Here is a 13,945-nt window from a genome sequence, read left to right as displayed (position 1 = left end):
GTGTTTGTCATATCGTTTTCACCACTTGTCGTGACTGGGACAAGTGCGCCGTTCAGCGTCGCACGGCAGCACTCCCTTCAAGGCCACATGCAGTACTTACGCGAAGGGTTAGGTGGGAATGGCGCCCAAGAATGTCGGGCTTTACAACCCCGCGTTCGAACATGATGCGTGCGGCGTCGCGATGGTTGTCGACATGCACGGCCGCCGCAGCCGCGACATTGTCGACAAGGCGATCACCGCCCTACTGAACCTGGAGCACCGCGGTGCCCAGGGCGCCGAGCCGCATACCGGTGACGGCGCCGGCATCCTGATCCAGGTGCCCGACGAATTCCTGCGGGCGGTGGTGGATTTCGAACTTCCGCCGCAGGGCAGCTACGCGACCGGCATGGCGTTTCTACCGCAGTCGTCAAAGGATGCGGCCACCGCGTGCGCCGCGGTGGAGAAGATCGCCGAGGCCGAGGGGCTGGAGGTGCTCGGCTGGCGCGAGGTGCCGACCGACGAGTCGTCTCTCGGCGCTCTGGCGCGCGACGCGATGCCGACCTTCCGCCAGGTTTTTATCGCCGGTGCCGAAGGGATGGAGCTTGAGCGCCGCGCCTACATCGTGCGCAAGCGCGCCGAGCACGAGCTCGGCACCAAGGGTCCCGGCCAGGACGGTCCGGGTCGTGAAACCGTCTATTTCCCAAGCCTTTCCGGCCAGACCTATGTGTACAAGGGGATGCTGACCACCCCGCAGCTGAAGGCCTTCTACCTCGATCTGCAAGACCAGCGCCTGACGAGCGCGCTGGGCATCGTCCACTCGCGGTTCTCGACGAACACCTTCCCGTCATGGCCGCTTGCGCATCCGTTCCGGAGGATCGCCCACAACGGCGAGATCAACACCGTCACCGGCAATGAGAACTGGATGCGCGCCCGAGAAGCACTGATCGGCACGGACATCTTCGGCTCGCCGCAGGACGTCGAGAAGCTGTTCCCGATCTGCACGCCCGGTGCGTCGGACACCGCCCGCTTCGACGAGGTGCTGGAATTGCTGCACCTCGGCGGTCGCAGCCTCGCGCATGCGGTGCTGATGATGATCCCCGAGGCGTGGGAGCGCCATGAGTCGATGGACCCGGCGCGGCGCGCGTTCTACCAGTATCACTCGTCGCTGATGGAGCCGTGGGATGGCCCGGCATCGATGACGTTCACCGATGGCACGGTGATCGGCGCGGTGCTGGACCGCAACGGCCTTCGGCCGTCACGTATCTGGGTGACCGACGACGGCCTCGTGGTGATGGCTTCAGAGGCGGGCGTGCTCGAACTCGACCCGTCGAAGGTGGTCCGCCGGATGCGGCTGCAGCCGGGCCGCATGTTCCTGGTTGACACCGCCCAGGGCCGCATCGTCGCCGACGAGGAGATCAAGGCCGAGCTGGCTGCCGAGCAGCCGTACCGGGACTGGCTTGACAATGGGCTGATCGGGCTGGAGGAGCTGCCGCAGGGCCCCTATATCCGAATGCCGCATCACCGGGTCGTGTTGCGCCAGTTGGTGTTCGGCTACACGTACGAGGAACTCAACCTGCTGGTCGCACCGATGGCGCGTGCCGGTGCGGAGCCGATTGGGTCGATGGGAACCGACACCCCTGTCGCGGTGTTGTCCCAGCGGTCCCGGATGCTCTACGACTATTTCCACCAGCTCTTCGCGCAGGTCACTAACCCGCCACTGGACGCCATCCGCGAAGAGGTCGTGACCAGCCTGCAGGGCGTCATCGGCCCCGAAGGCGACCTGCTCAGCCCCGACGAGAACTCGTGCCGGCAGATCGTGCTGCCGCAGCCGATTCTGCGCAACCATGAGCTTGCCAAGCTGATAAACGTCGATCCCGACCAGGAGATCAATGGCCGTCGGCATGGCATGCGCACCAAGGTGATTCGGTGTCTTTACCCGGTGGCTGAGAGTGGCGCCGGGCTGAAGGCCGCGCTGGATGATGTGCGCGCACAGGCGTCCGCGGCGATCGCCGGCGGCGCTCGGATCATCGTGTTGTCGGACCGCGAATCCGACGAGAAGCTCGCGCCGATCCCGTCGTTGCTCAGCGTGTCCGCTGTCCACCATCACCTGGTGCGTGAGCGCACCCGCACGCTCGTCGGCCTGGTCGTCGAGTCCGGTGACGCCCGCGAGGTGCATCACATGGCGGCGCTGATCGGATTCGGCGCGGCGGCGATCAACCCGTACATGGCTTTCGAGTCGATCGAGGACATGCTCGACCGCGGCGTTATCACCGGGATGGATCGCGACAAGGCGCTGACCAACTACGTCAAGGCCGCCGGCAAGGGCGTGCTGAAGGTGATGTCCAAGATGGGCATCTCCACGCTGGCGTCCTACACCGGCGCGCAGTTGTTCCAGGCGGTTGGCATGTCGCAGGCCCTCCTCGACGAGTACTTCACCGGGTTGACCTGTCCGACCGGTGGTATCGACCTCGACGACATCGCCGACGACGTCGCGGCCAGGCACGCGATCGCGTTCCTGGACCGGCCCGAGGAGCGGGCGCACCGCGAGTTGCCGGTCGGCGGCGAATACCAGTGGCGCCGTGAGGGCGAGTATCACTTGTTCAACCCGGACACCGTTTTCAAGCTGCAGCATTCGACCCGCACCGGGCATTACGGCATATTCAAGGAGTACAGCAAGCTGGTCGACGACCAGAGCGAGCGCATGGCGTCGCTGCGGGGACTGCTGAAGTTCAAAGACTGTGTGCGGCCGCCGGTGCCGATCGAGGAGGTCGAGCCGGCCAGCGAGATAGTCAAGCGGTTCGCCACTGGTGCGATGAGCTACGGGTCGATCTCCGCCGAAGCACACGAGACGCTGGCCATCGCAATGAACCGGCTCGGCGGCCGATCGAATTGCGGCGAAGGCGGCGAGGATGTGCGCCGCTTCGACCGCGACCCCAACGGCGACTGGCGACGCAGCGCGATCAAGCAGGTCGCGTCCGCGAGGTTCGGCGTCACATCGCACTATCTCAGCAACTGCACCGACATCCAGATCAAGATGGCCCAGGGCGCGAAACCGGGTGAGGGCGGTCAGCTTCCGGGGCACAAAGTGTATCCGTGGGTGGCCGAAGTGCGGCACTCGACGCCGGGTGTGGGCCTGATATCGCCGCCGCCGCACCACGACATCTACTCGATCGAGGACCTTGCGCAGCTGATCTACGATCTCAAGAACGCCAACCCCCAGGCGCGGGTGCACGTCAAGCTGGTCTCCGAGGTCGGGGTCGGCACCGTCGCGGCGGGGGTCTCGAAGGCACACGCGGACGTGGTGCTGATCTCCGGGCACGACGGTGGCACCGGTGCGACGCCGCTGACGTCGATGAAGCACGCCGGCGCCCCATGGGAGCTGGGCCTGGCCGAGACACAGCAGACGTTGCTGCTCAACGGGTTGCGCGACCGGATCGTGGTGCAGGTCGACGGGCAGATGAAGACCGGCAGGGACGTCATGATCGCGACGCTGCTCGGTGCCGAGGAGTATGGCTTCGCCACTGCGCCGCTGGTGGTCTCGGGGTGCATCATGATGCGGGTGTGTCACCTCGACACGTGCCCGGTGGGCGTTGCGACCCAGAACCCGGAGCTGCGCAAGCGGTTCAACGGCACGCCGGAGTTCGTCGAGAACTTCTTCATGTTCGTGGCAGAGGAAGTCCGGGAATACCTCGCGCAGCTCGGTTTCCGGACCATCAACGAGGCCGTCGGCCAGGTGAGCTCGCTGGACACCACGCTGGCCGCCGAGCACTGGAAGGCGCGCAAGCTCGATTTGTCGCCCGTTCTGCACGAGCCGGAGTCGGCGTTCATGAACCAGGACCTCTACTGCAGCTCGCGCCAAGACCACGGCCTGGACAAGGCGCTCGACCAGCAACTGATCGTCGTCAGCCGCGAGGCGCTGGATCAGCAGAAGCCGGTCACGTTCTCCACCAAGATCACCAACGTGAACCGGACCGTTGGAACCATGCTCGGCCACGAGTTGACCAAAGCCTATGGCGGCCAAGGCCTTCCCGACAACACCATCGACATCACGTTCGACGGATCGGCCGGCAACAGCTTCGGGGCTTTCGTGCCCAAGGGCATCACGTTGCGTGTCTACGGCGACGCCAATGACTACGTCGGCAAGGGGTTGTCCGGCGGCCGCATCGTGGTGCGCCCGGCGCGCAATGCGCCGGCAGATTTCGTCGCCGAGGAGAACATCATCGGCGGCAACGTGATCCTGTTCGGCGCCACGAGCGGCGAGGCGTTCCTGCGCGGCGTGGTCGGTGAGCGGTTCGCGGTCCGCAACTCCGGCGCCCATGCTGTGGTCGAGGGCGTCGGCGACCACGGCTGTGAGTACATGACCGGCGGCAAGGTCGTCATCCTCGGTCCGACCGGCCGCAACTTCGCCGCGGGTATGTCTGGCGGAATGGCCTACGTGTACGACCCCGACAGGCGCCTGCCGGACCACCTCAACGCCGAGATGGTCGAACTCGAGGAACTCGACGACGATGACCTCGACTGGCTCCACCAGGTGCTGACCAAACACGTCGACGCCACCGACTCGGCGCCGGGCAAGCGGATCCTGGCCCACTGGGGCCGAGAGCGGCAGCAGTTCGTGAAGGTCATGCCGCGCGACTTCAAGCGCGTCCTGGAGGCCATCGCCGAGGCGGAGCAGAACGGAACGGACGTGGACCAGGCGATCATGGCGTCGGCTCATGGCTGATCCGGCCGGCTTCCTGAAGCACCGCGAGCGCGAGCTGCCGAAGCGGCGGCCGGTCCCGTTGCGGCTGAAGGACTGGAGTGAGGTCTACGAAGAGTTCAGCCACGACGCACTGCGCACCCAGGCGTCGCGATGCATGGACTGCGGAATCCCGTTCTGCCACAACGGTTGTCCATTGGGCAACCTGATACCGGAGTGGAACGACCTGGTACGCACCGACCGCTGGCGCGACGCTGTCGAGCGGCTGCACGCCACCAACAACTTCCCTGAGTTCACCGGCCGGCTGTGCCCGGCGCCGTGCGAGGCGTCATGTGTGCTCGGCATCAACCAGGATCCGGTGACGATCAAGCAGGTCGAGGTCGAGATCATCGACAATGCGTTCGCCCAGGGCTGGGTGCAGCCGTTGCCGCCGCACACGCTGACCGGCAGGACGGTCGCGGTCGTCGGATCCGGCCCCGCCGGCCTGGCTGCGGCCCAGCAGCTCACCCGTGCCGGCCACACGGTCACGGTGTTCGAGCGCGCCGACCGGATTGGCGGGCTGCTGCGCTACGGCATTCCCGAGTTCAAGATGGAGAAGCGGCACCTGGACCGCAGGCTGGCGCAGATGGAGGCCGAGGGCACCATCTTCAAGCCGGGCGTGAACGTCGGCGTCGACATCACCGCAGAGCAGCTGCGCGCCGACTTCGACGCTGTCGTGCTGGCCGGCGGGGCCACGGCATGGCGTGACCTGCCGATCCCCGGCCGAGAACTCGACGGTATCCACCAGGCCATGGAGTATCTGCCCTGGGCCAACCGCGTGCAGGAGGGCGACCCTGTGCTCGGTGACGACGGCGAGCCGCCGATCACCGCCAGAGGTAAGAAGGTGATCATCATCGGCGGCGGCGACACCGGCGCCGACTGCCTGGGCACCGTGCACCGCCAGGGCGCCGTCGACGTGCACCAGTTCGAGATCATGCCGCGGCCGCCGGAAGGCCGCGCCGAGTCCACCCCGTGGCCGACGTATCCGCTGATGTTCCGGGTCTCGGCCGCGCACGAGGAGGGCGGCGAGCGGGTGTTCTCGGTCAACACCGAGGAATTCGTCGGTGCTGGCGGGCAATTGAAAGGCCTGCGTGCCCACCACGTGGAGATGGTCGACGGCAAGTTCGCGAAGGTTGAGGGCACCGACTTCGACCTGGAGGCGGACCTGGTGCTGTTGGCGATGGGCTTCGTCGGGCCGGAGAAAGACGGCCTTCTGACCGACCTGGGTGTCCATTTCACCGAGCGCGGCGACGTCGCACGCGATCACGAGTACGCGACTTCGGTACCGGGCGTGTTCGTCGCCGGGGACATGGGCCGCGGCCAGTCTCTGATCGTCTGGGCGATCGCCGAGGGCCGGGCGGCCGCGGCGGCGGTTGACGGATACCTGATGGGGGTCACCGCGCTGCCCGCGCCGATCCCGCCGAGCGCCGCGCCGCAGCGATGAGCGCGAAGAGCAAACGGCACCGCCGCCGACATCAGCGAAAGTCTCGACACGCCCTTTAGACTTTTGGCGCGCCTCCCGGAGTTTGCCCGGGATCGGGTGTTCAATATCCCACTGTGGGTGTTGCGGTGTAAACTAATCACCCGCGTCAATAAACGGAGCTAGTTCACCGCAGGAGTGATAAGCGTGCACCTCAACCCGTTACCCCGGTCTCGGGCGGGTCGAATCGCCTGGTCATGGTTTCGGCACCCCGTTAAGAGCCGCGAATTTCCCGCTAAACACGAACGCCTGGTAACTGCCGACGAGTTGCTGCGCTTCGGCTTCTGACGCTTCGAGGATCAATCACCGCCACACTGGGCTGGCCGTGATTTTAACTTTGCCAATCGTTATTGATCCGTTATCAACCGGCTAATCCCGACGCCCGTATGGCGTTCGCCAACGGCTCGAGGACGGCCGGGTCGTTCGGCTGCGGAAGGTACACGATCGCGAGGTTGAGCCCCTCCTCGCCGAGCGCGGCGGCGTCGGCGACGACCTTCTCATAGTCCCGCTCCGGTCCCAGCCGAACATGCGCGGACAGCATGATCTCCTTCGGGTCACGGCCCACGTCGGCACAGTGCGCGGCGAGTACGTCGCGCTTGCGGGCGAACTCCTCGGGTGGACCCCCGACGTAGTTCCAGTGCTGTGCGTACCGGGCGGTGATCCGTAGCGTGCGCCTCTCGCCGCTGCCGCCGATGCAGATCGGGGGATGCGGCTTCTGCGGGCCTTTCGGCTCATTGCGGGCGCCTTTGAGGTGGTAGAACGTGCCGTCGAAGTCCGTCGTCTCGTGGCTGAGCAGGCCGATCAGCACCTGGCAGGCTTCCTCGAACCGGTCCATGCGTTCCCTGATTGTGCCGAGCTCGATGCCGTACGCACCGGATTCCTCTTCGTTCCAGCCGGCGCCGATGCCCAGTTCCAGCCGGCCGTTGGAGACGATGTCGAGGGCGGCGGCCATGTTGGCCAAAACAGCCGGGTGACGATAGTGGATGCCGGTCACCAACGTGCCGAGCCGAAGCCGTCTGGTGGCCTGCGCTAGGGCCGTCAGTGTGATCCAGCCCTCCAGACACGGGCCGGTGGAGTCGGAAAAGATCGGATAGAAGTGATCGAATGTCCAGCCGGACTCGTAGACGTCGATGTCGTCGGCCTCCTGCCAAACCGACAGCATCGCGGGCCAAGTGGTGTTCTGCGGTGAGGTTTTGAAAGCGAATCGCACTGGATCAAGCCTAGTCGCGGTTGCGGCAGACTGGAATCATGGACCCGGTCGCCGCACTGCGCGAGATCGCCTACTACAAGGATCGCGCACGCGAGGAGCCGCGGCGCGTTATGGCGTACCGCAAGGCAGCCGACATCGTCGAGGCCCTCGACGACGACGAACGCGAGCGGCACGGCCAAGCCAACAGCTGGCAGACGTTGCCAGGCATCGGGCCCAAGACCGCCGCGGTGATCGCCCAGGCGTGGTCGGGCCTCGAACCCGAGGTCCTCGTCGAATTGCGCGGTGGCGCCAAGGATCTGGGGGGCGGCGAAATACGCGCCGCGTTGCGCGGTGATTTGCATACGCACTCGAACTGGTCCGACGGCTCCGCGCCGATCGGCGAGATGATGCACGCCGCAAAGGAGCTCGGCCACGAGTACTGCGCACTGACCGACCACTCGCCGCGGCTCACGATCGCCAACGGGTTGTCACCGGAGCGGCTGCGCGCGCAGCTCGACGTGATCGACGAGTTGCGGGAAAGCATCGCGCCGTTTCGCGTCCTGACCGGTATCGAGGTCGACATCCTGGAGGACGGGAGCCTCGACCAGGAACCCGAGCTGCTCGAGCGGCTCGACGTCGTCGTGGCCAGCGTGCACTCCAAGCTGTCGATGGACGCGCCCGCGATGACGCGCCGCATGTTGCGCGCGGTGGAGGACCCCCTCACCGACGTGCTGGGCCATTGCACCGGCCGTCTCGTCGAGGGCAACCGCGGGCTGCGTCCGGAGTCGAAGTTCGACGCGGAAAAGGTGTTCACCGCCTGCCGCGACCACGTGACCGCAGTGGAGATCAACTCTCGGCCGGAGCGGCGTGACCCGCCGCGGCGCCTGATCGACCTCGCGCTGGAGATCGGCTGCATCTTCTCGATCGACACCGACGCCCACGCGCCGGGGCAACTCGACTTCTTGGGCTACGGCGCACAGCGTGCGCTCGACGCCGGCGTCCCGAAGGAGCGGATCGTCAACACCTGGGAGGCAGATCAGCTGCTGGCTTGGAGCCGCGGCTGATCTTCCTCCGGCGGGTGCTGCGCGGCGGAGAATTCGCCTGCCAGTGCCGGGTCGGCGGATGCGACCGCGCTCGAGATCACCCGAGCCCCGACGAAGCTGGCCAGCCCTGCGACCGCGCGACCCCGATCTCCGAACTGTTCGGTCAGCACATCGAGGAACTGCCGCACCCCTTGGGCGTAGACCGAGCCCAGCGGCCCGTCGCTCTTCGACGATTCGGACAGCATCGCCGCGGACAGGCATTCGCCGAAGTCCGGGTCGTGCGTCGGAGCGCCGTTGCGCCGCAGCGACGCCAACGACCGTGCGAACGATGTGCTGCACGCGTGCAGCACGAGGTCGTCCTTGGACGTGAAATGGTTATAGAAGCCGCCATGTGTGAATCCCGCGTCGGCCATAACCCCCGCGACGCCCACCCCGTCAACGCCTCGTTCAGCGAACATCCGGATCGCGCTGTCGACGATTCGCTGCCGGTTGATCGCCGCCTGCTCTTTGGTCACCCGCATTAGCTAGTCCTCCCGTCGGAGGTCGGTGTACCCACCACCGCGGCGAGTCATTCATGGGTCGGGTCGGTCAATCCGGCAGATGGGGCATCTCCAGGCCGGGGTTGCGGCCGAGCAGTGCCCCTCGGCTGAGTGCGGCCGTGCCGTAGCGACGGCGGACCAGATCCACCGCTTCGTCCAGCGCTAATTGTGGTGTCCCGTCGAATGGCAGCTCGAGCTGCTGTGCCCCGCTGCGGTCGATGTTGGCGACCGAGAAGCCGATCATCGTGAGGCCGCGCTCGGCGATCAACGGTCCGGCTTCGGCCACCAGGGTGCGAGCGGCGGCCAGCACCGGTTTGGTCGAAGAGGTCGCGCAACGCAGGGTCTGCGACCGCGCAACCCGGCTGAAATCGTCGAAACGCAGCCGCAGCACCACCGTTCGGCCGGTACGTCCGGCGGTGCGCATGCGTCGGGTGATGCGGTCGACAAGCGCGCAGACGGTCGCGTCGATCTCCCGGGGGCTGTGCGGTCCCCGGCCCAGCGCCCGCTGCGCGCCCACCGACCGCCGGCGTACTCCTGTCTGCACGCGACGCGCGTCGACATTGCGCGACAGCGCATACAACCGGTGCCCCATCGCGCCTCCGACCAGCGACGCGAGCATCGACTCGCCCAGTTCGGCGACGTCGGCCACGGTCTCGATGCCGTGCGCATGCAGCTTGTCGGCTGTCACCGCGCCGACACCCCACAGCCGCCGGACGGGCAGCGGATACAGAAACTCCAACTCGTGATCCGGCGGCACCAGCAACAGCCCGTCCGGCTTGGCGACCTGGCTGGCCACCTTGGCGAGAAATTTGGTGCGGGCGATCCCGACGGTGATCGGCAGGCCGACGCGCTCGCGGACGTCGCGGCGCAGCCGGCTGGCGATCCGGATCGGCATGCCCGAGATGCGGCGCAATCCGCTGACGTCGAGAAACGCCTCATCGACGGAAAGCGGCTCGACGATCGGCGTCGTGTCGCGGAATACCTCGAACACCGCCTCGCTGGCCTGCGAATAGGCCGACATCCGCGGTGGCACCACCACCGCGTGGGGGCAGAGCCGGCGAGCCTGGCGGCCGCTCATCGCGGTGCGTACCCCGTACGCCTTGGCCTCGTAGCTGGCGGCCAGCACGACGCCCGCGCCGACGACGACCGGCCGACCGCGCAGCGCGGGGTCGTCGCGCTGCTCGACGGACGCGTAAAACGAGTCGAGGTCGGCGTGCAGAATCGTAGCGTCGCCGCGGACCAACACGAACATATGTTCGCATGACAGGCCGACGGGTCTAGGGTCGTGCGGCGCCGTAGATGCTGTTGAGCCAGATGTGGGTCAGCGCGTCGACGACTCGGTCGTGCTCCACGGCCGGCTGCTCGCCGGCAAACGCAGCGAGCATCGCACGCTCGTTCATCAGGTTCAGCGAGATCGCAAGATCTTTCGCGGGAATGGTTTCGGGGGCCGCGCCGCGCTTCCTCTCGGCGGTGATCAGCGCCGCCGTCTGGTCGATCCACTTCTGCATCAGCGACAACCAGATCTGTCGGACCTCTGGTTGGGTCCGCATAGCTGCCGCACCCGCACGCGTGACCCACCGGCGCGTCCCGAACGCCTCGAAGAAACCGTTGATGGCCACCCGCCAGCCGCGGACCGGATCCGCCCGCAACCGCTCCTGAAGCTCTCCGATCTCCGAGTCCACCTCGTGTGCCACGCGATCCAACAGCGTCAGCATCACCGCGTCCTTCGACGGGAAGTAGAAGTAGAAGGTGGGGCGCGAGATGCCCGCCCCCTTGGCCAGATCGTCGACCGAGATCTCCGACAGCAGCCGCTCGGCCAGCAGCCGCTCGGCTGTCTGCAATATCGCCGCCTCGCGATCGTCTCCGGACGGCCTCGACGACCGGCGACCGCGGCGAGCCTGGGCGGCGTGAGCCGGTGGCGCGGACGTGACCATGGCCGCCACTTTACTGCATGTCGAGGTCCTCGACGGCACGTTGACTGTCTCGACACGGTGTTGATACCGTTGGACCCATGAGCGAACACCTCGATGTCGTGATCGTGGGTGCCGGCATTTCGGGCATCAGCGCAGCGTGGCACCTGCAGGAGCGCTGCCCGACCAAGAGCTACGCTGTCCTCGAGGCGCGCGACAACCTCGGCGGTACCTGGGACCTGTTCAAATATCCTGGCATCCGGTCCGACTCCGACATGTACACGCTTGGCTTCCGGTTCAAGCCGTGGACGTCGGGGAAGGCGATCGCCGACGGCGCGTCGATCATGTCGTATCTCGCGGAGACCACCGCTGAGTTCGGCATCGACAAACACATCCGGTACCACCACAAGGTGATTGCCGCCGACTGGTCCGACGCGCGCAACCAATGGACGCTGAGGGTCGACCGTGACGGCGAAGAACTCGACATCACCTGTTCGTTCCTCTTCGCGTGCAGTGGCTACTACAACTACGACGAGGGCTATTCGCCGGAGTTTCCCGGTTCCGAGGACTTCGAGGGCACCGTCGTGCACCCGCAGCACTGGCCCGAGGATCTCGACTATCAGGGCAAGAGGATCATCGTGATCGGCAGTGGTGCCACTGCGGTGACTTTGATCCCGGCCCTGGCCAATTCGGGTGCAGGCCATGTGACAATGCTGCAACGCTCGCCGTCATACATCGGCTCCCTTCCCGACGTGGATCCGTTCGCCGTGCGCACGTCGAGCCTGCTGCCCCCCAAACTCGCGTATGTGGTGAACCGCTGGAAGAGCATCTTTGTCCAGTCCGCGCGGTACCGGATCAGCCGGCGGTTCCCGAACTTCATGCGCAAGACGCTGATGACCATGGCGGAACGGCGACTGCCGGAGGGCTACGACGTCGAGAAGCACTTCGGCCCGCGCTACAAGCCGTGGGACGAGCGCCTGTGCCTGGCGCCCAACGGCGACCTGTTCCGCACCATTCGCAGTGGCCAGGCCGATGTCGTGACCGACACCATCGATCGGTTCACCAAGACCGGTATCAAGCTGAACTCGGCCGAGGAGCTTCAGGCCGACATCATCATCACCGCAACGGGTTTGAACCTGCGGCTGTTCGGCGGCGCGGCGATTCTCCGCAACGGAGTGCCGGTGGACCTCACCGAGTCGATGACCTACAAGGGCATGATGCTCTCCGGGCTGCCGAACATGGCGTTCACCATCGGCTACACCAACGTCTCGTGGACGCTCAAGGCCGACCTGGTTTCCGAGTTCGTCTGCCGCGTCATCAATTACATGGATGCCAACGGCTACGACGCGGTCGTGCCGCAACATCCTGGCGACTCGGTGGAGGAGCGCTCGCTGATGGACTTCACGCCGGGCTACGTGCTGAGGGCGCTGGACAGCCTGCCGAAGGCGGGCTCACGGGCGCCGTGGCGGCTCAAGCAGAATTACCTGCTGGACTTGCGCCTTATCCGGCACGGAAAGGTGGATGACCGGGCGCTGCGCTTTTCGCGGCACCGAGCGGCGGTCAGCGCGGCGTCCGCGTGACAACGATCCCGTCGTCGTCGCTGTAAGCGATTTCCCCTGGAACGAAACAAATTCCGCCGAGTTCGACGGCGACGTCGCGCTCACCGTCCCCGGTCTTGGTGCTCTTCCGCGGGTTCGTGCCGAGCGCCTTGACACCGATGTCGATGGTGCGCAAGGCCGTCGAGTCGCGAATCGCGCCGTTTACGATGATGCCTGCCCAGCCGTTGCTGTGACCCAAGTCGGCGATCACGTCACCGACCAGCGCCGTGTGTAGGGAACCGCCCCCGTCGACCACCAGCACGCCGCCGTTTCCCGGCTCCGAGAGCAGCGACTTCAGCAGCGCGTTGTCCTGGAAGCAGCGCAGGGTGCTGATCGGTCCGGCGAACATCGCGCGTCCGCCGAACTGCCGGAATTGGGTGTCGCAACTGCGGGTGTCGTCGCCGAGCTCGTCGACGAGGTCGGCAGTGGCGCGGGGTTCTACGGGCGTGGTCACGCAGCCGAGTATGCGACCGCGATCGCGTCGCGCATGAACCGGGCCAGCCGGGGCGCCGACATCAGTCCTTCGAGGCGCTCCGGCGCCGACATCAGTCCTGCGAGGCGCTCCGGCGCCGACATCAGTCCTGCGAGGCGCGCAACCGCCGGATCACCAGGATGGCCAATAGGGCGATTGCGAGCACGACCGCCGCGGGCAGTCGCGCCGCGATGATGCCAGCCGACAGCGGCGCGGGGCCGGTGAGGCTGTCGGGTGCTGACTGGACACTCCTCTTCGCTTGTGCTGCGGCCTCATTCGCGGCAGCCACACGGCCCGCCTCCCCGTTGGTTTCTGCCAGATTGGCCGCGACCGGGCTGGCCGCGGCGGGCACCGGCTCCGGTTGGGTGGCGGCGGGCGGTTCCGCGACGATCGGCGGCTCGGGTGGTGGGGGTGGGGGAGCGTCCGGTCTGGGTGGCGCCACCTTGGGTGGGGCTTTCTTGGCGGGAGCCTTCTTCGCGGCCTTGGCCGGGGCTTTTTTCGGTTGAGCTTTCTTGGCCGGGACGTTCTTCGCGGCCTTGGCCGCCTTCTTGGCCGGAGGGCCCGCCGCGGCTGGATCGGCGGCGGGCGGGTTGGACTCCCGCGGCTGGTCGGGTCGATCCTGCTCGTCTGCCATGTGGCTGCTCCTTCGCAGTTCTCGCCGTGGTTCCCATCATGCCAGCCGGGTTCGCCGGCGACCCGGCTAGCCCGTCACGACCAGCGCCGCCGCCATTGTCAGCGCGATGACCATGACGGCCACCTCCGTCGCCGACCGGGTCAGCGAAATCTGGGCACTTGCCCGGTGGGAGCGGGCAGCCGGCAGCCACCTGCTGCGGTTGAACCGGGCCAGCACCACCAACCCCGCCGCCAGCATGACCTTGGCCGACAACACGCGGCCGTAGCCGGTGGCGTACAGCTGCGTCGGCGAGTCGAGGACCAGCACGGCGCCGATGACGCCGGTGGCCAGCAAGACGCCGACGCAGATCAGCGACAGCTGCGA

Annotated in this window: 12 protein-coding genes; 4 read left to right on the top strand and 8 right to left on the bottom strand. The window is 66.7% G+C overall.

What is annotated here, in order from left to right; all coding sequences use genetic code 11:
• Positions 1-118 precede the first annotated feature (118 nt).
• Together gltB and VKG81_RS05920 are read left to right on the top strand one after the other, a co-directional pair.
• Entirely contained in the window at positions 119-4,702 is a 4,584-nt protein-coding gene (gene gltB, locus VKG81_RS05925) for a glutamate synthase large subunit (protein WP_324394912.1), read from the top strand.
• The gene (locus tag VKG81_RS05920) at positions 4,695-6,161 is read left to right on the top strand and encodes a glutamate synthase subunit beta (RefSeq protein ID WP_324394911.1); all 1,467 of its coding nucleotides are present in this window, start codon (positions 4,695-4,697) and stop codon (positions 6,159-6,161) included. Before gltB ends, VKG81_RS05920 begins: the two co-directional genes overlap by 8 nt.
• A 397-nt stretch (positions 6,162-6,558) precedes the next feature.
• Here the strand turns inward: VKG81_RS05920 and VKG81_RS05915 are convergent, their stop codons facing one another.
• Positions 6,559-7,407, bottom strand: coding sequence for an LLM class F420-dependent oxidoreductase (locus VKG81_RS05915; protein WP_324394910.1), 849 nt, complete (start codon positions 7,405-7,407; stop codon positions 6,559-6,561).
• Between the two features lie 38 nt (positions 7,408-7,445).
• Between VKG81_RS05915 and VKG81_RS05910 the strand changes: the two genes are divergently transcribed.
• On the top strand, positions 7,446-8,450 hold the full coding sequence (locus VKG81_RS05910) for a PHP domain-containing protein (protein WP_324394909.1): 1,005 nt from the start codon (positions 7,446-7,448) through the stop codon (positions 8,448-8,450).
• On the opposite strand, the gene VKG81_RS05905 is transcribed toward VKG81_RS05910, so the two are convergent.
• The 3 genes from VKG81_RS05905 to VKG81_RS05895 all read right to left on the bottom strand — a co-directional run bounded on the left by VKG81_RS05905 (position 8,423) and on the right by VKG81_RS05895 (position 10,902).
• Complete coding sequence (locus tag VKG81_RS05905; protein WP_324394908.1) at positions 8,423-8,950, bottom strand: TetR family transcriptional regulator; 528 nt, start codon at positions 8,948-8,950, stop codon at positions 8,423-8,425. The genes VKG81_RS05910 and VKG81_RS05905 overlap by 28 nt on opposite strands.
• Before the next feature lie 67 nt (positions 8,951-9,017).
• On the bottom strand, positions 9,018-10,214 hold the full coding sequence (gene dinB / locus VKG81_RS05900) for a DNA polymerase IV (RefSeq protein ID WP_324394913.1): 1,197 nt from the start codon (positions 10,212-10,214) through the stop codon (positions 9,018-9,020).
• A gap of 31 nt (positions 10,215-10,245) precedes the next feature.
• The gene (locus VKG81_RS05895) at positions 10,246-10,902 is read right to left on the bottom strand and encodes a TetR/AcrR family transcriptional regulator (RefSeq protein ID WP_324394907.1); all 657 of its coding nucleotides are present in this window, start codon (positions 10,900-10,902) and stop codon (positions 10,246-10,248) included.
• Between the two features lie 77 nt (positions 10,903-10,979).
• On the opposite strand from VKG81_RS05895, the gene VKG81_RS05890 reads away from it, so the two are divergent.
• Positions 10,980-12,458: an NAD(P)/FAD-dependent oxidoreductase gene (locus VKG81_RS05890; RefSeq protein WP_324394906.1), complete on the top strand. Its 1,479-nt coding sequence runs from the start codon at positions 10,980-10,982 to the stop codon at positions 12,456-12,458.
• Here VKG81_RS05890 and rraA read toward each other — a convergent pair.
• The 4 genes from rraA to VKG81_RS05870 all read right to left on the bottom strand — a co-directional run.
• Positions 12,439-12,930, bottom strand: a complete 492-nt coding sequence (gene rraA / locus VKG81_RS05885) for a ribonuclease E activity regulator RraA (RefSeq protein WP_324394905.1) — start codon at positions 12,928-12,930, stop codon at positions 12,439-12,441. The two genes, VKG81_RS05890 and rraA, sit on opposite strands and share 20 nt — an antisense overlap.
• Positions 12,927-13,052 carry a hypothetical protein gene (locus VKG81_RS05880; RefSeq protein ID WP_324394904.1) on the bottom strand — a complete coding sequence of 42 codons (126 nt, stop codon included), beginning with the start codon at positions 13,050-13,052 and terminating at the stop codon, positions 12,927-12,929. Before VKG81_RS05880 ends, rraA begins: the two co-directional genes overlap by 4 nt.
• The gene (locus VKG81_RS05875; protein ID WP_324394903.1) at positions 13,052-13,582 is read right to left on the bottom strand and encodes a hypothetical protein; all 531 of its coding nucleotides are present in this window, start codon (positions 13,580-13,582) and stop codon (positions 13,052-13,054) included. Before VKG81_RS05875 ends, VKG81_RS05880 begins: the two co-directional genes overlap by 1 nt.
• Positions 13,583-13,648: 66 nt before the next feature.
• Positions 13,649-13,945, bottom strand: a 297-nt coding sequence (locus tag VKG81_RS05870; protein ID WP_324394902.1) for a CopD family protein, incomplete at its 5' end; no start/stop codon positions are given.

The organism is Mycobacterium sp., assembly GCF_035314905.1.
Lineage (GTDB): Bacteria > Actinomycetota > Actinomycetes > Mycobacteriales > Mycobacteriaceae > Mycobacterium.
This window is presented reverse-complemented; position numbering and strand designations above follow the sequence as displayed.